At 71.7% G+C, this 21,435-nt stretch carries 16 protein-coding genes and 1 pseudogene; 9 read left to right on the top strand and 8 right to left on the bottom strand.

What is annotated here, in order from left to right:
* Positions 1–163 precede the first annotated feature (163 nt).
* From ACF1A1_RS23645 to ACF1A1_RS23635, 3 genes are all read left to right on the top strand, one after another.
* Positions 164–1,009, top strand: a complete 846-nt coding sequence (locus ACF1A1_RS23645) for an LLM class F420-dependent oxidoreductase (RefSeq protein WP_392002458.1) — start codon at positions 164–166, stop codon at positions 1,007–1,009.
* A gap of 74 nt (positions 1,010–1,083) precedes the next feature.
* Complete coding sequence (locus tag ACF1A1_RS23640; protein WP_392002457.1) at positions 1,084–3,669, top strand: bifunctional FO biosynthesis protein CofGH; 2,586 nt, start codon at positions 1,084–1,086, stop codon at positions 3,667–3,669.
* 73 nt (positions 3,670–3,742) lie between these two features.
* Positions 3,743–4,318, top strand: a complete 576-nt coding sequence (locus tag ACF1A1_RS23635; protein WP_392002456.1) for a hypothetical protein — start codon at positions 3,743–3,745, stop codon at positions 4,316–4,318.
* A 4-nt stretch (positions 4,319–4,322) separates the two neighbouring features.
* On the opposite strand, the gene ACF1A1_RS23630 is transcribed toward ACF1A1_RS23635, so the two are convergent.
* A complete protein-coding gene (locus tag ACF1A1_RS23630; RefSeq protein WP_392002880.1) occupies positions 4,323–4,829 on the bottom strand; it encodes a DUF2165 domain-containing protein in 507 nt (168 codons plus the stop codon).
* 328 nt (positions 4,830–5,157) lie between these two features.
* Between ACF1A1_RS23630 and ACF1A1_RS23625 the strand changes: the two genes are divergently transcribed.
* Complete coding sequence (locus ACF1A1_RS23625) at positions 5,158–6,276, top strand: ADP-ribosylglycohydrolase family protein (protein WP_392002454.1); 1,119 nt, start codon at positions 5,158–5,160, stop codon at positions 6,274–6,276.
* 79 nt (positions 6,277–6,355) lie between these two features.
* Here ACF1A1_RS23625 and ACF1A1_RS23620 read toward each other — a convergent pair whose 3' ends face one another.
* Together ACF1A1_RS23620 and ACF1A1_RS23615 are read right to left on the bottom strand one after the other, a co-directional pair.
* Positions 6,356–7,927 carry a sodium:solute symporter family protein gene (locus tag ACF1A1_RS23620; protein ID WP_392002453.1) on the bottom strand — a complete coding sequence of 524 codons (1,572 nt, stop codon included), beginning with the start codon at positions 7,925–7,927 and terminating at the stop codon, positions 6,356–6,358.
* A gap of 172 nt (positions 7,928–8,099) precedes the next feature.
* Positions 8,100–8,885, bottom strand: a complete 786-nt coding sequence (locus ACF1A1_RS23615) for an SDR family oxidoreductase (protein WP_392002878.1) — start codon at positions 8,883–8,885, stop codon at positions 8,100–8,102.
* Between the two features lie 90 nt (positions 8,886–8,975).
* On the opposite strand from ACF1A1_RS23615, the gene ACF1A1_RS23610 reads away from it, so the two are divergent.
* A complete protein-coding gene (locus ACF1A1_RS23610) occupies positions 8,976–9,815 on the top strand; it encodes a hypothetical protein (protein ID WP_392002451.1) in 840 nt (279 codons plus the stop codon).
* Here the strand turns inward: ACF1A1_RS23610 and ACF1A1_RS23605 are convergent, their stop codons facing one another.
* A complete protein-coding gene (locus tag ACF1A1_RS23605; protein WP_392002449.1) occupies positions 9,816–11,795 on the bottom strand; it encodes an MFS transporter in 1,980 nt (659 codons plus the stop codon).
* Between the two features lie 170 nt (positions 11,796–11,965).
* On the bottom strand, positions 11,966–14,494 hold the full coding sequence (locus tag ACF1A1_RS23600; RefSeq protein WP_392002448.1) for a D-alanyl-D-alanine carboxypeptidase: 2,529 nt from the start codon (positions 14,492–14,494) through the stop codon (positions 11,966–11,968).
* A gap of 224 nt (positions 14,495–14,718) precedes the next feature.
* Here ACF1A1_RS23600 and ACF1A1_RS23595 point away from each other — a divergent pair, with 224 nt between their 5' ends.
* The 3 genes from ACF1A1_RS23595 (at position 14,719) to ACF1A1_RS23585 (ending at position 17,372) form a co-directional block, all read left to right on the top strand.
* Positions 14,719–15,474 carry a GPP34 family phosphoprotein gene (locus ACF1A1_RS23595; RefSeq protein ID WP_392002446.1) on the top strand — a complete coding sequence of 252 codons (756 nt, stop codon included), beginning with the start codon at positions 14,719–14,721 and terminating at the stop codon, positions 15,472–15,474.
* 472 nt (positions 15,475–15,946) lie between these two features.
* Positions 15,947–16,804, top strand: a complete 858-nt coding sequence (locus ACF1A1_RS23590) for a helix-turn-helix domain-containing protein (RefSeq protein ID WP_392002445.1) — start codon at positions 15,947–15,949, stop codon at positions 16,802–16,804.
* Positions 16,805–17,180: 376 nt separating this feature from the next.
* Positions 17,181–17,372: a DUF397 domain-containing protein gene (locus ACF1A1_RS23585; RefSeq protein ID WP_392002444.1), complete on the top strand. Its 192-nt coding sequence runs from the start codon at positions 17,181–17,183 to the stop codon at positions 17,370–17,372.
* Positions 17,373–17,501: 129 nt separating this feature from the next.
* Here ACF1A1_RS23585 and ACF1A1_RS23580 read toward each other — a convergent pair whose 3' ends face one another.
* The 3 genes and pseudogenes from ACF1A1_RS23580 to ACF1A1_RS23570 form a co-directional block, all read right to left on the bottom strand.
* Positions 17,502–18,362: a MerR family transcriptional regulator gene (locus ACF1A1_RS23580; protein WP_392002876.1), complete on the bottom strand. Its 861-nt coding sequence runs from the start codon at positions 18,360–18,362 to the stop codon at positions 17,502–17,504.
* Positions 18,363–18,446: 84 nt separating this feature from the next.
* On the bottom strand, positions 18,447–18,983 hold the full coding sequence (locus tag ACF1A1_RS23575) for a glutathione peroxidase (RefSeq protein ID WP_392002874.1): 537 nt from the start codon (positions 18,981–18,983) through the stop codon (positions 18,447–18,449).
* Positions 18,984–19,037: 54 nt separating this feature from the next.
* Positions 19,038–19,997 (bottom strand): annotated as a pseudogene (locus ACF1A1_RS23570) (winged helix-turn-helix domain-containing protein); the annotation flags it as partial.
* 193 nt (positions 19,998–20,190) lie between these two features.
* Between ACF1A1_RS23570 and ACF1A1_RS23565 the strand changes: the two are divergent.
* Positions 20,191–21,390 carry an MFS transporter gene (locus ACF1A1_RS23565; RefSeq protein ID WP_392002442.1) on the top strand — a complete coding sequence of 400 codons (1,200 nt, stop codon included), beginning with the start codon at positions 20,191–20,193 and terminating at the stop codon, positions 21,388–21,390.
* Positions 21,391–21,435 lie beyond the last annotated feature (45 nt).

Raw genomic sequence — 21,435 nt, 5'->3', positions numbered from 1 at the left:
GGCGGGGGAGTGGTGAGCCGGCCGCCGTCCGTGGAGCGGGCGTGCACCGGCCGTGGAGGATGCCGACCAGTCGGTATGGACAGATGTCCGTTCCGCAGGTACAGATGAGGCGTCAGTCCGCCCGCCCGTGCCCCGGGAAAGAGCCGTCGTCGAAAGGCCCGCCATGCGCATCGCCGTCACGATCTTCCTCACCGACGAGACGATCACCCCGACCCGCATCGCCCGTGAGCTGGAGCAGCGGGGCTTCGCCGGTCTCTACCTGCCCGAGCACACGCACATCCCCGTGGAGCGGACCACGCCCTACCCCGCCGGCGGCGACCTGCCCCGGGAGTACGGCCGTACCCTCGACCCTTTCGTCGCCCTCGGCCAGGCGGCGGCCGTGACGGAGACGCTGGGCCTCGGCACCGGCATCACGCTCGTCGCCCAGCACGACCCGATCGACCTCGCCAAGCAGATCGCGACCGTGGACCACCTCTCCGGCGGGCGGTTCACCCTCGGCCTGGGCTACGGGTGGAACGTCGAGGAAGCCGCCGACCACGGAGTCGAGTGGCGTACCCGGCGCGAACTCGTCCGGGACCGGATGGCGTTGATGCGCGCGCTGTGGTCGGAGGAGCCCACCGCCCACGAGGGGCCCTTCGGCTCGGTCCGCGCCAGCGAGGCCCACCCCAAGCCGGTCCGCAAGCCGCGGGGTCCGGTCGTCGGCCCGCGCACCCTGATCGGCGGTGCGGCCGGCCCCAAGCTGTTCTCCCACATCTGCGAGTACGCCGACGGCTGGCTGCCCATCGGCGGACGGGGCCTGTCGGAGTCCCTGCCCGTGCTGCGCGCCGCCTGGGCCGACGCGGGCCGTGAGCCCGCCGACCTCCAGGTCGTGCCGTACGCGGTCCACCCGAGCCCGGGCAAGCTCGCCCACTACGCCGAACTCGGCATCGAGGAGGTCGTGGTGCAGCTCCCCCCGGCGGGGGAGGCGGAGGTGCTGCGGGCGCTGGACGGGTACGCGGAGTACCTCTAGGCCGCGTCCTGCCCGGACCGGCCCCGCCGCTGGTCACGCCCCACGCCCGGAAACCGTGATCGTATGCTCGAAGGATGACGACCTCCGCGACCCCCGGAACCGGCCCCACCGAGAACTCCATGCGTCGCGCCCTCAAACGTGCCCGGGACGGCGTCGCCCTCGACGTCAGTGAGGCGGCCGTTCTGCTCCAGGCCCGCGGCGAGGCCCTCGACGACCTCGCCGCGTCCGCCGCGCGGGTGCGCGACGCGGGTCTGGAGGCAGCCGGGCGCCCCGGCGTCATCACGTACTCGAAGAGCGTCTTCATCCCCCTGACCCGGCTGTGCCGGGACAAGTGTCACTACTGCACCTTCGTCACCGTTCCCGGGAAGCTGCGGCGCGCCGGGCACGGGATGTTCATGTCCCCCGACGAGGTCCTCGACATCGCCCGCAAGGGCGCGGCCCTCGGCTGCAAGGAAGCCCTCATCACCCTCGGCGACAAGCCCGAGGACCGCTGGCCGGAGGCGCGCGAGTGGCTCGACGCGCACGGCTACGACGACACCATCGCCTACGTTCGCGCCATCTCCGTCCGCATCCTGGAGGAGACGGGCCTGCTGCCCCACCTGAACCCGGGAGTCATGACCTGGACCGACTTCCAGCGCCTCAAGCCCGTCGCGCCGAGCATGGGCATGATGCTGGAGACGACGGCCACCCGCCTCTGGTCGGAGCCCGGCGGCCCGCACCACGGCTCCCCGGACAAGGAGCCCGCCGTGCGCCTGCGCGTCCTGGAGGACGCCGGCCGCTCCTCCGTCCCCTTCACCTCCGGGATCCTCATAGGGATCGGCGAGACCCACGAGGAGCGCGCGGAGTCGCTGTTCGCCCTCCGGAAGATCTCGCGGGCCTACCACGGCATCCAGGAACTGATCATCCAGAACTTCCGCGCCAAGCCGGACACCGCGATGCGCGGCATGCCCGACGCGGAACTGGACGAGCTGGTCGCCACGGTGGCCGTCGCCCGTCACATCATGGGCCCGTCCGCCTGCCTCCAGGCCCCGCCGAACCTCGTCGACAGCGAGTACGAACGCCTCATCGGCGCCGGCATCGACGACTGGGGCGGCGTCTCCCCGCTCACCATCGACCACGTCAACCCCGAACGCCCCTGGCCGCAGATCGAGGAACTCGCCGCCAGGTCCGGGGCCGCCGGGTTCGAGCTGCGCGAACGCCTCTGCGTGTACCCGGAGTTCGTCACGCGCGGCGAGCCCTGGCTGGACCCCCGCCTCCTCCCGCACGTCCGCGCCCTCGCCGACCCGGAGACGGGCCTGGCCCGGTCCGGGGCCCTCCCGCGAGGGCTCCCGTGGCAGGAGCCGGACGAGGCGTTCGAGGCCTTCGGCCGTACGGACCTGCACCGCACCATCGACACCGACGGCCGTACGTCCGACCGCCGTGACGACTTCGACGAGGTGTACGGCGACTGGGGCGCCCTGCGCGAGGCCGCCGCCCCCGGCATGGCACCGGAGCGCATCGACACGGACGTACGGCAGGCCCTGCGCACGGCGGCCGACGACCCGACGCGGCTCACCGACGACGAGGCGCTGGCCCTGCTCCACGCGGACGGCCCGGCGCTGGACGCCCTGTGCCACGTGGCCGACGACGTACGGAAGTCGACGGTCGGCGACGACGTGACCTACATCGTCACCCGCAACATCAACTTCACCAACGTCTGCTACACGGGCTGCCGTTTCTGCGCCTTCGCCCAGCGCCGCACGGACGCCGACGCCTACACCCTCTCCCTGGAGCAGGTCGCCGACCGCGCCCAGCAGGCCTGGGACGTGGGCGCGGTGGAGGTGTGCATGCAGGGCGGCATCCACCCCGACCTGCCCGGCACGGCGTACTTCGACATCGCGAGGGCGGTGAAGGAGCGCGTCCCCGGCATGCACGTGCACGCCTTCTCACCCATGGAGGTGGTGAACGGCGCCACCCGCACCGGCATGTCCCTGCGCGAGTGGCTGACCGCCGCGAAGGAGGCCGGCCTCGACTCCATCCCCGGCACGGCGGCGGAGATCCTCGACGACGAGGTCCGCTGGGTCCTGACGAAGGGCAAGCTGCCGACGGCGACCTGGATCGAGGTGATCACCACGGCCCACGAACTGGGCATCCGCTCCTCGTCCACGATGATGTACGGCCACGTCGACCAGCCCCGCCACTGGCTCGGCCACCTGCGCACCCTGGCCCGCATCCAGCAACGCACCGGCGGCTTCACGGAGTTCGTCACCCTCCCCTTCATCCACACCAACGCCCCGGTGTACCTGGCGGGCATCGCCCGCCCCGGCCCGACCATCCGCGACAACCGGGCGGTCACGGCCATGGCCCGCCTCCTCCTGCACCCCCACATCCCCAACATCCAGACCAGCTGGGTGAAACTGGGCACGGAAGGCGCGGCCGAAATGCTCCGCTCCGGCGCGAACGACCTCGGCGGCACACTCATGGAGGAGACCATCTCCCGCATGGCGGGCTCCTCCTACGGCTCCTACAAGTCGGTCAAGGACCTGATCGCGGTGGCACAGGCGGCGGGCCGCCCGGCCAAGCCCCGCACCACCCTCTACGGAGAGGTCCCGCAGGAACGGCAACGGGCGGCTCGGGCCTCGGACGGCCAGTTGCCGGAGCTGCTGCCGGTGCTGGACTGAGAGCCGGGGAACAGGCGCCTCACAGTACGATGATCCGACCCCCGGTACCGGGGGCTGGAGACTGAGGAGAGGCGTGCCCGTGGCTGCCCGACGGCTTCCCTCGTGGGCCTGGGTCACCGGTCTGACGGCCGGCGCGATCGTCGTGGTCGGTGCTCTGACGGTGCAGGCCGAGAAGGGCCCGCATCCGACGGCGTCGGCGGCCAGGCCCTCCCCGTCGGCCGCGGCGGGGGCGACGCCCGCCTCCTCCGCCTCGGCGACCCCGACGGCGGCGCCCGTGCCGGACGGCTCCGGCACGGGCCGCCGCATCGTCTACTCGCTGGGGCAGCGGCGGGTCTGGCTGGTCGACGCGGACGACGAGGCCCGGCGCACGTTCACGGTGTGGCCGGGCACGGTGGACCCCGCTCCCGGCAGCTACACGGTGTCCCTGCGCAAGGACGCCACCACGGGCTCGGACGGCGTCGAGATCGAGCACATCATCTACTTCTCGGCCAGGTCGGGCGTCAACATCGCCTTCTCCAACGCGGTCGACGGCTCCTCCCCGCCCCCCGCCTCCGGCGCGCAGACCGGCGGCATCCGCATGCCGAAGGCCGACGGGTCGGCGCTGTGGGCGTTCGGGGCGACGGGGACGAACGTGCGGGTCGTCGAGTAGCGCCTCACTCCGTGCGCGCGGGCGCCTGCCCGAACGGCAGGTACTGCACGAGCAGCACGATCCCGCTGAGGACGAACACCCGGGTCGCCGCGTCCAGCCCGTTCCAGTCGCCCGACTGCCACATCGCGAACCACTCGCCGCCGATCGCGATGAACCCGCCGCCGAACAGCAGCATCAGCATGAGCAGCCCGTACGTGGACACGCGCCGGGCGCGGTCCTGGTCCCGCCGTATCCACAACCAGGTTCCGGCGATCAGCACCAGCGCGGCCACGGTCTCCCAGACGATGATCGCGACGTACGCGGCGTCCTGAAGACCCTTGCTGGTGATGGCCCGCCACATCAGGTCCTCGTCCTTGAACGTCGTGTCCATGGCGAGGACATGTCTCACGAACTGCTGGTTGGTCCCGAAGTCGGTGATGTTCCCGAAGGCGACGAGGGCGGTGTAGAGGGCGACGGTGGCGGTGAGGAGCGTCGCGGTGAGGTAAAGCGCACGTGAGGTGGGGTTCGTCATGCCGGTCATCTTCCCCGTGGGGTGGGCGCGTCCCGTGCGCATTGAGCCAGAGTGCAGGCCGCCGGGGCGAGGCGGGACGAAGGGGAGGCGGGGGCCTTTCGGAGCGGGAGGCGGGGTCTTCCGGAACCGGGGGAGTCTTCCGGAACGGGGGGCGGGGACTCCCCGAACCTTCACCTCCCTCTCACCACCCGCCCCCGTCGCAGAACACCCCCAGTCAGGTCATAGCGCCCGCCCCGCCGAGGGTCGTCCCGATCACGCCTCAACGCCGCGTCCTCGCTCGATTACAGTGACGAGCGTCGTACGTACGGACGGTGCCCGGGAGGACTTGGTGGGTGCGACAGCCGGCGCCGTCTGGGGCCGTACCGAACAGCAGGACTTCCGCAGCCGGGTGCGCGGCACGCTGCTGGGCGCCGCCGTCGGCGACGCGCTCGGGGCCCCCGTCGACGGACTCGGCCTCGAGGAGATCCGGCAGACCCACGGGCCCGAGGGACTCGTCGACCTCGCCCCCGCCTACGGCCGCCGCGGCGCCGTCACACACCTCACCCAGCTGACCCTCTTCACCGTGGACGGCCTGATCCGCGCCCAGGTCCGCCGTGACACCGGCGCCTGGCATCCGCCGACCGATCTGCACCGGGCGTATCTGAGATGGGCGGCCACCCAGCGCGACTGGGGCCCGGACCTGCGCCGCAAGGACGACGGCTGGCTGGCCCACGAGGAGTGGCTGTACGTCCGCCGGGACCCGACCCGCGCCCTGCTGCTCGGGCTCGGCGACGACACGATGGGCACCCTGGAGAAGCCCAAGAACACCGGCGAGGCCGGCCCGGAGGCCACCGTCCGCTCGGCGCCCTTCGGGCTGCTGGTCGGCTGGGAGCCGCAGCTCGTCGCCCAGTTGGCCGTCGAGTGCGCGGCCCAGACCCACGGCCACCCCACCGCGTACCTGGCGGCGGGCGCGTACGCGGTGACCGTGCACGCGCTGGCCCGCGGCGACAGTCTCGACGGCGCGGTGCAGCGGGTCCTCGCCCTGCTGGCCGCGCGCCCGGGGCACGAGCCGGTGTCGGAGGCGTTGCAGCACGCGCTGGGCGCCGTACGGCAGGGGCTGCCCGGCCCGGCGCGGGTGGAGGAACTGGCCGGGGCGGGGACGGCCCCGGCGGTGCTGTCCGCCGCGGTCTACTGCGCCCTGGTCGCCGAGGACGTCCGCCACGGCCTGCGCCTCGCGGTGAACCACGGCGCCCCCTCCGCGTCGACCGGCGCCCTGGCCGGCGGCCTGCTCGGCGCCCTGCACGGCGAGACGGCCCTCCCGCCGGCCTGGCTGGCCGAGCTGGAGGGCCGTCCCACGTTGCTGGAACTGGCCGACGACTTCGCGATGGAGATGACCCAGGGCCCGGCCCTGCACGGCCCCGCGGGAGCGTCCCCGGGCTGGCTGGCCCGCTACCCGAGGAGCGCCTAGACCATGGCGCGCCCGGACGGGTGCTAGTGCCGCGGCAGGCACCGTTTGCCCGACGGGGCGAACGGTGCCTGTTGCGGCACTAGTCCTTCACGGGCGTCGGCACCGCGTCCCTCGGTTCCGGTACGGCCGCCGCCGCACCCGAGAAGTCGCCGTCCCCGTCGGAGTTGATCCGCTCGATGATCGCGAGTCGCTCCGGGGTGTCCTCCGGCTTCACGAAGCCGACCAGGATGTACAGCACCAGCGACACCGCCAGCGGCACGGACACCTGGTACTGCAACGGCACCCCGCCCTCGACGTTCCAGTTGATCGGGTAGTTGACCAGCCAGAAGGCGAGCAGACCCATCGACCAGCTCACCAGGGCGGCCGTCGGGCCGGAGCGGCGGAAGACCCGCAGCAGGCCGAGCATCATCGGGATCGCCATCGGGCCCATCAGCCCGGCCACCCACTTGATCACGACGGTGATGATGTCCTGGAACGCGGGCGAGTTGACCTGCGTGGCCGCCGCCATGGACAGGCCGAGGAAGACGACCGTCGCGACGCGGGCCACGCGCAGGCCCTGGCCCTCGCTCCACGTCCGTGCCCTGGCCCACACCACGGGTGCGCAGTCCCGGGTGAAGACGGCCGCGATGGCGTTGGCGTCGGAGGAGCACATGGCCATCGTGTGGGAGAAGAACCCGACGATGACGAGCCCCAGCAGGCCGTGCGGCAGGAGCTGTTCGGTCATCAGGGCGTAGGAGTCGGAGCCGTCCGGCTTCTGCGACTCCACCAGCAGCGGCGACATCCACATCGGGAAGAACAGCACGAGCGGCCACACCAGCCACAGCGCCGCCGACAGCCGTGCCGACCGCTCGGCCTCCTTCGCGTTGGGGGTGGCCATGTAGCGCTGGGCCTGGTTGAGCATGCCGCCGTTGTACTCGAAGAGCTTGATGAAGAGGAACGCCAGCAGGAACACCGTGCCGTAGGGGCCGACCAGTGGCTTCTCGTGGCCCTGGAGCGCCGGCTCGTCCCAGGCGCTGACGATGCCGAGGCCCTGGTCGCCGAGTTCCATGACGACCGCGACGAACATCGCGACACCGGCGAGGAGCTGGATGACGAACTGGCCCAGCTCGGTCAGCGCGTCCGCCCACAGGCCGCCGATCGTGCAGTAGACGGCGGTGATGGTGCCGGTGATGAGGATGCCCTGGTTCAGCGAGATGCCGGTGAACACGGACAGCAGGGTCGCGATGGCCGCCCACTTGGCGCCCACGTCCACGATCTTCAGCAGCATCCCGGACCAGGCCAGCGCCTGCTGCGTCTTCAGGTCGTACCGGTTCTTCAGGTACTCCAGCGGGGAAGCGACATGGAGTCGGGACCGAAGCCGGTTGATGCGGGGCGCGAACAGCTTGGAGCCGATGGCGATGCCGAGGGCGATGGGGAAGGACCAGGTGATGAAGGAGGTGACGCCGTACGTGTAGGCGATGCCGGCGTAGCCCGTGAACATCACCGCGCTGTAGCCCGACATGTGGTGGGAGATGCCGGACAGCCACCACGGCATCTTGCCGCCGGCGGTGAAGAAGTCGCTGACGTTGTCGACCCGTTTGTGGGACCAGACGCCGATGGCGACCATCACGCCGAAGTAGCCGATGAGCACGGCCCAGTCGAGACCGTTCATGTGCCCCCTTCCAGGGTCCGCCGCCAGGGTCAGGCATGTGAACTCTGAGTTGGGTGGCATGCCCGCGGCAAGAAAGCGGAAGGTCAAGAGCACGTAAAAAAGTTCTCCGTGATGACCTGGATTTATGTATCTGAACGCCTGGCCGGAGCGGAAGTTGGCCGGAACCAGTCGGTCATCGCATCAACTCCCCGGCGTTGACCAGCAACGACTGCCCCGTGATGGCCCGGGCCCGGTCCGACGCCAGGAAGACCGCCGCGTCCGCCACATCCGCGTCCGTGGCCAGCTCGGGCAACGCCATCCGCTCCGCCAGCCGCCCGAGCACGGCCTCCTCCGCCACCCCCTCCGTCGCCGCCGTGAACCGCACGTAGGCCCGCACCGGCGGCCCCCACATCCACCCCGGCAGCACGGTGTTCACCCGGATCCGGTACGGCCCCAGCTCCCGCGCCAGCGAGTACATCGCGCTGGTCAACGCACCCTTGGAGGCCGCGTACGCCGCCTGCCGCACCTGTGAGGGCGCCGCCACCGCCGACTGCGTCCCGATGAACACCACCGACCCGCCCCGCGCCTTCAGACCGCCCAGACAGGCCCGCGTCATCCGCAGCGAACCCAGCAGGTTCACGTCGATCACCGACTGCCAGGTCGCGAAGTCCGCGTCCTCCAGCCCGCCGAAGCAGGAGTCCAACGCCGCCACGTGCACCACCGCGTCGATCCCCCCGAACCGCTCCCTCGCCAGCTCCGCCAGTTCCGCGCACCGTCCCTCGTCGGTGATGTCGGTCGCCCGGAACGCCGTGTGCCTGCCGTCCGGATCGATCTCGGCCGCGCTCTTGGCCAGGTTGGCCTCGGTCCGCGCCCCCAGCACCGCGTTCCCGCCGTCCCGGACGACCGCCGCGGCGACCTGGTGACCGAGCCCGGCGCCGACTCCCGAGACGACGACGGTCCTGCCGGCGAGCAGTGACATCGGGGACATCGCGGGACCTCCCGGCTCTGGCGCATCATCTGACGGAGCGTCAGAGTATGGGCGACCGCAGGAGGACGGAAGGGGAAGGCCGTGTCCGAGGAGACCCGCAGCGAGACGTACGCCGAACTGGCCGCCGTAGGCCCCTACGGGGTCCACCCCGGCCACGCCCTGATCACCCTGGTCGAACCGCACCCCGGCCACGAGTACGCCTACAACCGCTGGTACGAGGACGACCACTACTACGCCGGCGCGATGGCCATGCCCTGGATGTACGCCGGCCGCCGCTGGGTCGCCACCCGCGACCTCCAGCTCCTCCGCCACCCCGACACGTCGGCCGTCGCCCGGCCCGTCACCGCCGGCTGCTACCTCTCCACCTACTGGATCACCGCCGGCCGCTACGACGACCACATGCGCTGGACGGTCGCCATCAACAGGCGCCTCAACCGGGATGCCCGCGTCTACCGGGACCGCACCCACGTCTTCACCGCGTTCCACGACCACGAGGCCACGGTCTACCGGGACGGCGCGGCGGGCCCCCGCGACGTCCACGCCCTGGACCACCCCTACGCCGGCCTGGTCCTGGAGGTGATCGACACCGAGTCCCCGGCGCGACGCGCCGAACTCCTGGAGTGGCTCCGCACCCGCCACCTCCCCGAACGCCTCGCCGCCTCCCCGGCCGCGCTGGTGACCGTCTTCCGCCCGACCCCCCTCCCCGGCGACCGCATGACCTACGTCAAGCAGGTCGAGGGCGTCGACACCCGCCTGACCCTGCTGTGGTTCCTGGAGACCGACCCGGGGGACTGCTGGCAGCCCCACTTCGCCGGCCTGGGCGAGGCGGTGGCGAAGTCGGGCCTGGGCAGGGTGGAACTTGCGGCCCCGTTCATCCCGACGGTGCCGGGGACCGACCGGTACGTCGATCGGCTCCGGTGATCACTTGAGCTCGTCGGGGCAGGGCGTGCCCCGGGGCACCTGGTAGGGCGCCGCCAGCCGGTACGTCCCCGCCTTCGGAGCGACCAGCATGGTCCACTTGTCGCCCTCCGCGTCCTCCTCCGTCTCGAACAGGCACCCGTTGACGTTCTCGTACGTCTTCGGCTCGCCCTCGGGCCGGTCCTTGGACGCCTCCGTCTCCTGCGGCGGCTCCAGGCTCTTGCCGTCCGCGTCGACGATGCTCAGCCACGGCGAGTACGGGATCCGGATGAGGATCCGCCCCGCCTTGCGCACGTCGATCGTCATCTCACCCTGCGCCGCCAGCTGCACGACCGCGTTCGGCTCGGCGAGCGGGGCCGGGTCGGTGACCCGGAACAGCTGCCAGTTGGCGTCGCCCCAGATCTGCTTCAGATACGGCAGCCCCCGCTGCACCAGCTCCCGCTCCCGCTGCCCGCCGTCCCCGTCGGGCTCGTCCTTGGGCACGACCACGAAGTGCACGGCCCACCGCTGGAGCCACTGGTGGTAGTTCGCGGAGTTGAGGGTGTCGTCGTAGAAGAGCGGGTTGCGCTCCATGTCGGCCTGCCGGTTCCAGCCGCGGGCCAGGTTGACGTAGGGCGCGAGCGCGGACGCCTCGCGGTGCGAGCGGGCCGGGACGACCTCCACCCGGCCCCTCTCCGCGCCGACCTCCTGCAACTCGTTGACCAGCGGGGCCAGCTCACGCGCCCAGGACGCGGCCGGCGTCGTCCGCACGATGTCGTCGACCGACTTGTAGCCGATCCAGCCGACGAAGAGGAGCGAGGACAGCACGATCACGTACCACTTGCGGCTGCGCGGCACCGCGAACGGCAGCGCCGCCATCAGCACCACGCCCGCGAACAGCATCGACAGCCGCGTGATGTTGGACCCGATCTGCGAGCTGATGACCCACACCAGCAGCACCGCGAGCCCGTACACCGCCGCCGTGATCCGTACGGTCCGCCAGTCGCGCGGCACGACGGCGTAGACGATGACCGAGAACAGCAGCGGCAGCGACGCCGAGCCGAACGACATCGGCTGGGTGCCGGAGAAGGGGAACAGCCAGGCGGAGACGGCGACGACCGCGCTCGGGGCGAGGCCCAGCGCCCACGCGCCCGGCCGCCGCTTCTGGAGGAACAGCGCCACCGCCACCAGACCCACGAAGAGGCCCGCGACCGGCGACCCCATGGTGGCGAGCGCGGCGAGGGGCGCCGCGCACAGCGCCTTCGCCCACCGCTTGTAGCGCCAGCGGTACGGCCAGCAGAACACCACGGCGACCGCGCCGAGCGCGAACATGTTGCCCAGTCCGAACGTCACCCGTCCCGACGCCGCGTTGCACAGCAGCGCGAAGACCCCCGCCAGCGCCGGCCACACCGGGTTCCGCACCGGCCGGCAGCGCAGCAGGACCAGCGTCAGCAGCCCCGCCGAGAGCGTCCCGGCGATCATCATCGTCGTCCGCACACCGAGGACGGACATCAGGTACGGCGACACCACGCTGTACGACACCGGGTGCATCCCGCCGTACCAGGCGAGGTTGTACGCGGAGTCGGGGTGCCGGCCGACGAACTCGGCCCACGCGTCCTGCGCCGCCAGATCCCCGCCGCTGTTCGCGAACGTGAAGAACCAGAGGAGGTGCAGTACACCGGAGAGGCCTGTGATCGAGAGCACGAGATGGCGCCGGAGCCATCCGCCCACCCGCTCGGCGACGGCGCTCACGCGCGACACCGGGGGGACGGGTCCCGGGGCGGCCTGGGACGCCCGGGGCGCCGGGGCGTCCCCGGCGACGGCTTCCCGCCCGCCCGCGTCGCGCCCGCGGTCGTGGCCGCCGGCCCGGTCGCCGGTGTGACCGTCGGCGCGGTCGTCGGCGCGGTCATGGTCGCCCGACTGAGGTGCGGGCAGGCGTACCCGCGGGCCGGTGTCCGGGTCCGGACCGGTGTTGTCGGCGCGTGTCGGCTCCGCAGTGGCCACCTGAAGGCACTCCCCGTGTCCCGTCTTCTGTTCTCGGCCGCGTCCCGTTCGCGCCCGCTTCACGGCCGCGTCGCCGCGACCGCCGACCTGTCCCGTTTCGTGACGCTAGCACGCACCCCGCCGGGCGGCTGCCCTGGCGGGGTGCGGGACGGTCGTACGCGGCGCGTGGCTCAGCCGATGCGCGTCAGCTTGTCCGAGAAGCCCGGCTCGACCAGGTCCTCCTGAAGCGCGACCGGCACCTCGACCGCGCCGCCGGAGCCGTCGCCGACGGTGAGCGTCCCCACCTGGGTACCGGCCTTCGCCGTGTGCGGGACGTCCCCGGAGGCGAACGACAGCTTCGTCGTCAGCCCGGCCCAGCCGACCGCCGTGACGTCCTTCGTGACCACGACCGGGGTGTGGTGGCCCATCTGGTCGTCCACGTACCCGACGACGTCGCCCCTCTTGAGGATCTTCGCCGAGACCAGCCCGTCCTGGGCGGCGAGCAGCGCGGTCTTGCTGACCGCGTTGACCGTGTCGATGATCGGCGACCTGTGCTGGCCGAGGACCGCGCCGACCAGGGTCACGGTCTCGCCGCCGACCTCCTGGGTGGCGGCGAACAGCAGGTTGCCGCCGGCCTTGGTGGTCGAACCGGTCTTGATGCCGATGGCGTTGTTGTAGGGGACGAGCGTGTTGTAGTTGCGCCACTTCTGACCGGACGGGTCGGTCCACTCCGGCAGCTTGGTGATCTCCACCAGCGCGGGCATCTTCACCAGCTCGTTGCCCAGCTTCACCTGGTCCTCGGCGGTGGAGACGGTGGTCTCCTTCAGCCCGGAGGCGTCGGTGTACGTCGTGTTCGTCATCCCGAGGTCCCGGGCGGCGTCGTTCATCTTCTGGATGAAGTCCGCCTCGGTGCCCGCGTCCCAACGCGCCAGGAGCCGCGCGATGTTGTTGGCCGACGGGATCATGATCGCCGAGATCGCCTGACGCAGGGTGAGCTTGTCGCCCTCCTTGACGGTGTTGAGCGTGGACTCGCCCTGCTGGTCGTAGCCGCCCTCCTTCTCGGCGGTGGCGTCCACGGGGATGCTCGGCCCCTCCTCGCCCGACTTCAGCGTGTGGTCCTTGAGGACGACGTACGCCGTCATCGCCTTGGCGACGGACCCGATGGCGACCGGCTTCTGCTCCCCGAAGGCGTCCATCGTGCCGAGGCCGTTGACGTCCATCGCGCCCTGGCCCTCGTCCGGCCACGGCAGCGTGAGCTTGCCGCCCTCGAAGGTGTACGAGTCCTTCGCGGTGAGCGTCAGCGCGGTCGCCGGCAGCGGTCGCACGGCCTGCACGATCGCAAACACGATCGCCAGCAGGATGACCAGCGGCGTCCAGATCTTGACCCGTCGGGCCAGCGTGCGCAGCGGAGTCGGCGGGGGCGGCGGGGTGTTCGTCAGCTCGGCCAGCAGATCCAGCGGCGGCTTCGGCGGCAGCGGCTGCTGGGTGGTCCGCTCGGGACCGATCTGCGGGACGACGGCGGTGGAGTCGGCCGGGGCGGCGGGCTGCGCGGGCCCCGACGGCTTCGGCCTGCGGATGGCGGGGTCGTCGAGAGGCTTGAGCGCGACGAACTTACTGGTCCGCTCGACCTCGGGCTCGGGCTTGGGCCGGGCCTCAGACTTGGGCTCAGGCTCGGGCTTGGCCTCAGTCTCGGACGCGGATGCGGGCTTGTCCTGGTCTGAGCCCTTCTGGGGCTTCTCGTCCTTGCCGGGCTTCTGGTCCTCGTCGGCCTTGTCGGCCTTCGTGTCCGTCGCCGGGGAGGCCGCCTTGGCGGCGCCACCCAGCTTCAGCATGGCCGTCGGCTGGTCGACGGCGGGCTTGACGGGCCGTACGGCCTTGAAGACGGCGGTGGGCTGGTCGACGGGGGAGTCACCCTTGGGCTCGTCGTCCTCGTCGCCCTTGTCGTGTTCGTCGTCCTCGTGGTCGGGCTTGTCGGACTTCGGGACGGCGGACTTCGGCTCGGGCTTCGGCAAGTCGTCCTTGCCGACGGCCCCGGAGTCCGCGTCCTCGTCGGAGTCCACCGCCCACTTCGGCGCGGGCTTCGACGCGGGCTCGGCCTCGTCCTCCGGCTCGGTGTCGGCGTCGGTGGAGCTTTCGGCGTCGGCGTCCTCGTCGGCCTTCCCCTGAGCCTCGGCCGCGTCCTCGGTCTCGGCTGCGTCCTCGGTCTCGGCCCGGTCATCGGTGGCCGCTTCGTCGGCCTTCTCGGACTCCCCGGCCGCCTTGTCGGCCTTATCGCCGGCTTTCTCGTCGGTCTTCTCGTCCGCCGAGGTCACCCACTGGGCCACAGCCGCCCGCAGGCGCTCGTCCCGGTTCTCGGGGGCTTCGGCGGCCCTGTCGGGGCTCTGCGCGCTGTCGGGGCCGTCGGAGTCCCCGGCCGCCTCGGAAGCGCCCTGGGCGGCCTCCTCGGGCTCCTCGGCGGCCTCGGGCTCGGGCTCGGGCTCGTCACGCTCGTCGGAGTCCCCGGCCGGGTCCCCGGTCTTCAGATCCCGTACGGAGAACACCCGAGTGGCCGTATCCACCCCGCCGCGCGCCGGAGTCGACGCCTCGCTCTCCCGCGTCACCGGTACCCGAGGATCCCGTGCCTCGGGAACCGTGCCCGCGCTCCCCGACGTCGGTTCTGCCGACGACTCGCGCTGCTTCGACCTGTCGGGGGACTCGCCCGCCACCGATGCCTCCTCCATGTGCCGCACGCCCACCGCGCGCCTGCCGAACCCATGAACCGCCGCCCGGGACACCGCCGTACGACGCTGTCCGAACCATGTACCAGTGTCCTGTGTAGAGGGCTTGGCTCCTGCGGTAGACGAGAACGACATACCTACTGGTTCCACTACGAACCGGTCACGCACCCTCGACAGATGAATGTGAGAGGGGTCACCCTGTCATTCATCCACGCGGGGAGGCATGGATGGGCAGGAGCCGCAGAACACTTCCGGAGGAGCTTCTGTTGCTGGCACTGGACCCGGCCACGGGTACCACTGCACAGCCGCAGTCGCTCGACCTTGGTCTGGCCGGAGCACAGCTAGTGGAGCTGGCGCTGGCCGGACGGATAGCCCCAGACGGGGATCGTATCGCCGTGGTGTCCCCACGGCCGACTGGAGATCCGACACTGGACTGCGCGTTGGAGTTGCTGCGAAGGCGTGGCGCTCCGGTTCGGGCCGTCCACTGGATTGGCGGGCCGCGTCTCGGGCTGCGCCAGACCTACCTCTCGCATCTGGAGCGGTGCGGCATGGTGCATGCCGTGGCGGGCCAGATGTGCGGAGTGCTGCCGACGACTCGCTACCAGGCGACGGAGACCGAGATCAGCCGGGAGATCAGAGCCCGACTGGACTCCGCGATCCGCACCGGCGTACCGCCGGACCCGCGGACCGCGGCGCTCGCCGCGCTGGCGCACGCGGTCGGCCTCGGCAAGCATCTGTACCCGGGTAACGAAGGACGCTCGTCGCGATCCCGGTTGCGGGACCTGATTCGGCACGACCCCATGGGCGGGCTCGTGGCGCACGCCGTGATGGACGTTCAGAACGGCGCCGTGGCCCAGCCTCGCCGCAGCCCGGCCCAGACCGGCCGCCAGGCCGGACCGGGAGCGAGGTCCGCTCCGGAACCCGCCCGTGGCGTTCCGGCGCAGCCGCACCGAGGCTCGATGGCGCGCGTCGTGGCCCACTGAGCCGCAGTTCCACGACGCACCCGTACGGCCCGAGTGGCCCGAGTGGCCCGAACGGCCCGTAGGACCCCTACCGCCTCAAGGAACGTGAGGCACGTAGGACCCGCAGCACCGTCAGACCCGTAGGACCGTAAGACCTGTAGGACCGTAAGACCCGTGAGGGACGTGATCCACCAGGCCGTCCCCTACGCCCCGTACGACGCGCAAGACCCGCAAGACCCGCAAGACCCGCAAGACCCGTTCGGGAGCCGCCGCGGCCCGCGCGGGGTGGTGACGCCGTACGTCCCCCGGGACACACGGCGCCGCCGCCCCGCGCGGACGCATGTCCGGGGGTGAGTGGGAGAAACGCCCAGCTGGCGCGTACCGGCCGCATATCCACCGTTTTCCAGCGGTAGGAAGCACCTTGGTGGCAGTCTGCTCAACAGCAGATACGGAAAGTGTTAGTTACAGGCACGCAGCCGGAGGTGCACGTCCCGTGGCGTCCAATGTCAATCCCACCGTCCGGCGGCGCCGGCTGGGCCAGGAGTTGCGCAAGCTCCGCGAGGACAAGGGCATGACGGCCGAACAGGTCGCCGACCGCCTGCTCGTGTCCCAGTCGAAGATCAGCCGCCTGGAGAACGGCCGCCGCAGCATCAGCCAGCGCGACGTGCGCGATCTGTGCGGGGTCTACGAGGTCGAGGACCAGCGGATCGTCGAGTCGCTGATGCAGATGGCCAAGGACTCCCGGCAGCAGGGCTGGTGGCATGCCTTCGGGGATGTCCCCTACAGCGTCTACATCGGCCTGGAGACGGACGCGGCGAGCCTGCGCGTGTACGACCCGCAGGTCGTGCCGGGCCTGTTGCAGACCCGTCAGTACGCCGAGACGCTCATCTCGGGAGCGCTGCCGGAGACCGCGCCCACCGAGATCGAGAAGCGCGTGCAGGTGCGCATGCGTCGGCAGGAACGAATCAGCGCGGAGGAGAACCCGCTGCGCCTGTGGACGGTGATGGACGAGGCGGCCCTGCGGCGGGTCGTCGGCAATCGCTCCCTCATGCGCGACCAGTTGGAGCACCTCGTCGAGCAGTCCCAACTGCCGCACGTCACCGTGCAGGTGATCCCCTTCGACATGGGCGCGCACCCGGGCCTGAACGGCCAGTACGCGATCCTGGAGTTCCCCGATGCGTCCGACTCCAGCGTCGTCTACATCGAGGGCGTCACCAGCGACCTCTACCTGGAGAAGCCGAACGACGTCCAGAAGTACAGCGTGATGTACGAACACCTGCGGGCGCAGGCGCTGAACGTGGAGCAGTCCCGCCAGTTCATCGCCGACATCGCGAAGGAGTACGCCCGCTAGGCCGGATCTCTGCCGGGTCGCTGCCGGTCTCCCGCGGGTCCGTCGCCGGATCTCTGCCGGGTCGCTGCCGGTCTCCCGCGGGTCCGTCGCCGGATCTCTGCCGGGTCGCTGCCGGTCTCCCGCGGGTCCGTCGCCGGGTCTGCATCGGCCCCCTGGCCGGGAAGGTGCCGCACCGTACACCCTCATCCGGCCGCGAGGGAAGACCCACCTGGAATATGCCATCCAGTCGAGTGAATAGTCCCTTCGTCAGCCGATGTTGGCGAGTAGCGTCGATCACGCCATCGAGCAACACCGTTGGCGGAAACCGTGCCGTGGGCCGCAGTCGTGCCCCGCGTACGGCGACAGCAACTCATCACACTGGCAATACGGAGCAAAAATGGCAATCCGTCAGGGCATCACGGACACCTGGACCAAGTCCACCTACTCGACCGGCAACGGCGCGTGCGTCGAGGTCAAGTCGCCGGTCGTCGCGGCCATGGCCGTACGGGACTCCAAGGTCGAGGACGGGCCCGTGCTGGACTTCCCCGCCGACGCGTGGAACCTCTTCGTCGCCTCGGTCAAGGCGTAGGACGAGGATCTCCCCGATCCTCGCCCCATGCCACGGCTGACACCTGTACACGCACCACCGAAAGAGCCCTCTCGACGAGCTCGCCGTCCTTGCCGAGGGGGCTCGGCTGGTTCCCCGCGCGCCACCTGATCACCGCACGGGGAACGCCACGTCGCACACCGGGTCCTGCGGTCCCGCCGCATCCCAGTCGGCGAAGTAGATCTCCCGGCACGGGCCGTCGTACTCCAGGCCCTCCCGGTTCATCCACGCCTCCACCGCCTCGAACGCGGCCAGGATCTGGGGATGGGCGACCTGTGCCTTGGCGATCCGCGTGCGGGCGAGCCGCCTCGCCGGCTCCACCCGGACCGAGACGTCCCGGCCCCGGCCCTGCTCCGCCGCCCACGCCCGCGCCGCCGCCTCGTCGGCGACCGGCACGCACGACTCGGCGGGCCCGTCGCTCTCCATGGACACCTCGGAGTAGTAGACGACGAACGGCGCCCCCGTAACGCCGCCGCAGGCCGCCGCGCCCTCCTCCAGCCGGCCCAGGGACGCGCCGATCCAGGCGGGCAGTTCGTCCGCCAGCGTGTGCCGTTTCTCGGTGATCACCACCTGCGCGGGTACGTCGACCGTCTCGACCGCGAACGTGCCGTACATCTCGGAGCTCCTCCCCGACAGTCGTCCACGGAGGTACTCGGCGAGCGTCCGCCCGGCCGCGAACCGTGCCTCGACGTCCGCCCAGTAGGCGGCGAGCAGGCCGGCGGCCTCGGTGCCGTCCGCCGCGCCGACCACCTCGGCGACCCGGGCGAGCGGCATGTCCAGCCGGCGCAGCATGGCCACGAGACGCGCCCGGTCCACCTGACCGGCGCGGTAGTACCGGTAACCGCTGGCCTCGTCGACGTGCGCCGGGGCGAGCAGCCCCAGCCGGTCGTACAGCCGCAGCGCCTTGGCCGACAGGCGGGCCCGCGCCGCGAACGCGCCGATGGTGAGCAGTTCGTCGTCCCGTACGTCCACCACGTCATCCTCCGTCGCCGGGCGGCCTTCTCCGCCCGGCGGGGAGACGCTCGTCCCTGCCCCAGGGGCAAGGTCAAGCGGGGGTCAGCCCAGCTGGGCCTCGATCGCGGCGACGACCTCCGCCGACTCGGGCTCGGTCTGCGGCGAGAACCGCGCGACGACGCTGCCGTCCCGCCCGATCAGGAACTTCTCGAAGTTCCACCGGATGTCGCCGCTGTGCCCCTCGCCGTCGGCGAACCCGACGAGCCGCTCGTACAGCGGATGGCGGCCCTCCCCGTTCACCTCGACCTTCTCGGTCAGCGGGAAGGTCACGCCGTACGTCGCCGAGCAGAACTCCGCGATCTCCTCGGCGCTCCCCGGCTCCTGCCCGAGGAACTGGTTGCAGGGCACCCCGAGCACGGTGAACCCCTTCTCGGCATACCGCTCCTGGAGCCGCTCCAGGCCCGAGTACTGGGGCGTCAGCCCACACTTGGAGGCCACGTTCACCATCAGAACGACCTGTCCGACGTACTGAGAGAGCCCCGCGGACCCACCCTTGAGGGCGCCGATCTCGACATCGAGGGGAGAGGCACCGGCATCTGTAGTCATGCCGGGGATGCTAGCCCGCCACGGAGAAGCCATGGTTCCCCCGGGGGGCGGTGCTGCCGTACGCCGGTGCGTTCGAACCGTCGATCCACTCGCCTCCACCACCGCATCCCCCGCCCCCGTCCGCGAATACAGCACCGACCGCCCAGCCCTCCGCCGCTCCACCAACCCCGCGTCCAGCAACACCCGCAGATGCCGCCCCACGGACCCCAGCCCCTGCCCGGTCAGGGCGACCAACTGGGTCGTGCTCAAAGGGCTGCCGAGAAGGACGAGCACCCTCGCCCGCCCGGCCCCCAACAGCGCTCCCAGCCCCGCCGGGACCGGCCGGTCACTCGCACCCCACGCCAGCGGCCCCACGCAGGGATACACCACCGCATACCGCTCCCGCCCCTCCCACGACACCCACCCCGTCCGCGGAGTCACCGGCACGAACAAAAGCTCCGCCCCGGAGATCTCCCGAGGCGGATACTCATGCGGATTGATCTGGAACCGGCTCTCCCCCAGCCACCGCGTCCCCGGCCGCAACGAGTCCAGGACGGCCGCCCACCCGCCCCGGCTCACCCGCGCGGTCCGCGCGACCACATCCGCCTCCAGCACCCGCCGCCGCCGTTCCCAGTACGGCCGTACGGCGGCCTCCCACACGTACTCCAGCAGCCCGGCGGCCCGCTCGCCCAGATCGTCCCGCTCCAGAGCCGCCGGCAACGCCGCGCCGGCGAGGGAGGTCCGCAGATGCGCGTGCGCGTCGGCGGGGCGGGTCAGGCGCACGCGGGCGAGGACCTCCTGGAAGCTCTCCCCGTCCCGCGGCGTGGGCGTGAGGAAGTCCGCGATCCAGTCCCGTCCGAGCCCGGCCCGTACGAGCGACGCGGTGACCGGGTCGGCGGCCAGCCGCTCCCGGTAGCCGGGCAGATGCGCCCGCAGCCACGTCCCCTCCCCGGGATGCGCGGCCACCCCCGAGTGCAGCAGCTTCAGACTCGCGAAGGTCTCGGCGAACGGCGAGATCAGGAACCGGCTCCCCGCCAGGGTGTCGGCGTTCACCTGCCACCACCCCACCAGCGGCACCCCCCCTACGACCCCTGCAATCCCGGCAACGCGTGGACCCGCACGACCTGTTGACCCGTACGACCCGTGGACCCGCACGACCCCGTAGACCCTTACGACCCGTTCAGCCCGTAAGACCCGTACGACCTTTCGCGCCCCGGCGAAACAATAACCGCCGCTCCCGGCCCCGCCCGAGACTCCGGGCATGACCGGCTACCGACAGCTCCTCCGCACCCCGGAGTTCAGCCCCCTCCTCCTCTCCACCGCCGCCCACACCGCCGCCCAGACGGCCGCGGGCCTGGCCCTCGGCACTCTCGTCTACCGCGCGACGGACTCCCCGCTCCTGTCCGCGGTCAGCATGTTCGGCCCGTCCCTGGCCCAGGTCCTCGGCGCGACCTTCTTCCTCTCCGGTGCCGACCGTCTGCCTCCGAGGACGGCCCTCGCCGGTCTCTCCCTCGCCTTCGCCACCATCACGACCGTCCTGGCCGCCCCTGGCCTCCCGGTCGCCGCAGTCTTCGCCGTCGTCCTCGCCCAGGGCCTGGTCGCGGCCCTCGGCGGCGGCGTCCGCTGGGGACTGCTGAACGAGATCCTCACCAAGGACGGCTACCTGCCCGGCCGTTCGGTCTTCAACATGATGAGCGGCCTCATGCAGATCACCGGCTACGCCGCCGGCGGCGCCCTGGTCACCGCCCTCTCCCCGCAGCGGGTTCTCCTCCTGGCCGCCCTCCTCCACGCGACCGCCGCCGTCGCCGCCCGCCTGGGCCTGACCGCCCGCCCGCCGCGCGCCACCGGCCGCCCCTCCGTCGCCGCGACCTGGCGCACCAACGCCCTCCTGTGGTCCTCCCGCCCCCGCCGACTGGCCTACCTGGGCCTGTGGCTCCCCAACGGCCTGGTCGTCGGCTGCGAAGCACTCTTCGTGCCGTACGACCCCGCCGCCGCGGGCACCCTGTTCGCGTGCGCGGCACTGGGCATGCTGGTCGGCGACCTCACCGTCGGCCGTCTGCTGCCGCCCGCCGTCCGCACCCGTGCCGCCACCCCTCTCCTCCTGCTGCTCGCCGTCCCGTACGTCGTCTTCGCCCTGGGCCCGGCCCTGCCGCTCGCCGCGTTCTGCGCCGCCGTGGCCTCCGTCGGCTTCGGCGCGGGTCTGGTGCAGCAGGAGCGTCTGATGGCCCTCACCCCGTCCGAACTCAGCGGCCACGCCCTGGGCCTGCACTCCGCCGGAATGCTCACCATGCAGGGGGTGAGCGCGGGCCTGGCGGGCGCGACGGCCCAACTCACCTCCCCGGCCACGGCGATCACCGTGATGGCGCTCGCGTCGATGGCGGTCACACTGACCCTGGCCGCGGCCGGGCGCCGCCCCCAGCGCCCCGCCCGGAGCCCCGCTGAAGTCGGCGCCGGGCACTGACGCCGCTCGGTGCTGCCGATGACCCCTACGGGGCGACCTCGGGGT

The organism is Streptomyces sp. NPDC014995, assembly GCF_043080745.1.
GTDB lineage: Bacteria > Actinomycetota > Actinomycetes > Streptomycetales > Streptomycetaceae > Streptomyces.
The sequence above is the reverse complement of the archived record's forward strand: the minus strand, read 5'-3'. Positions and strand labels throughout refer to the sequence as shown.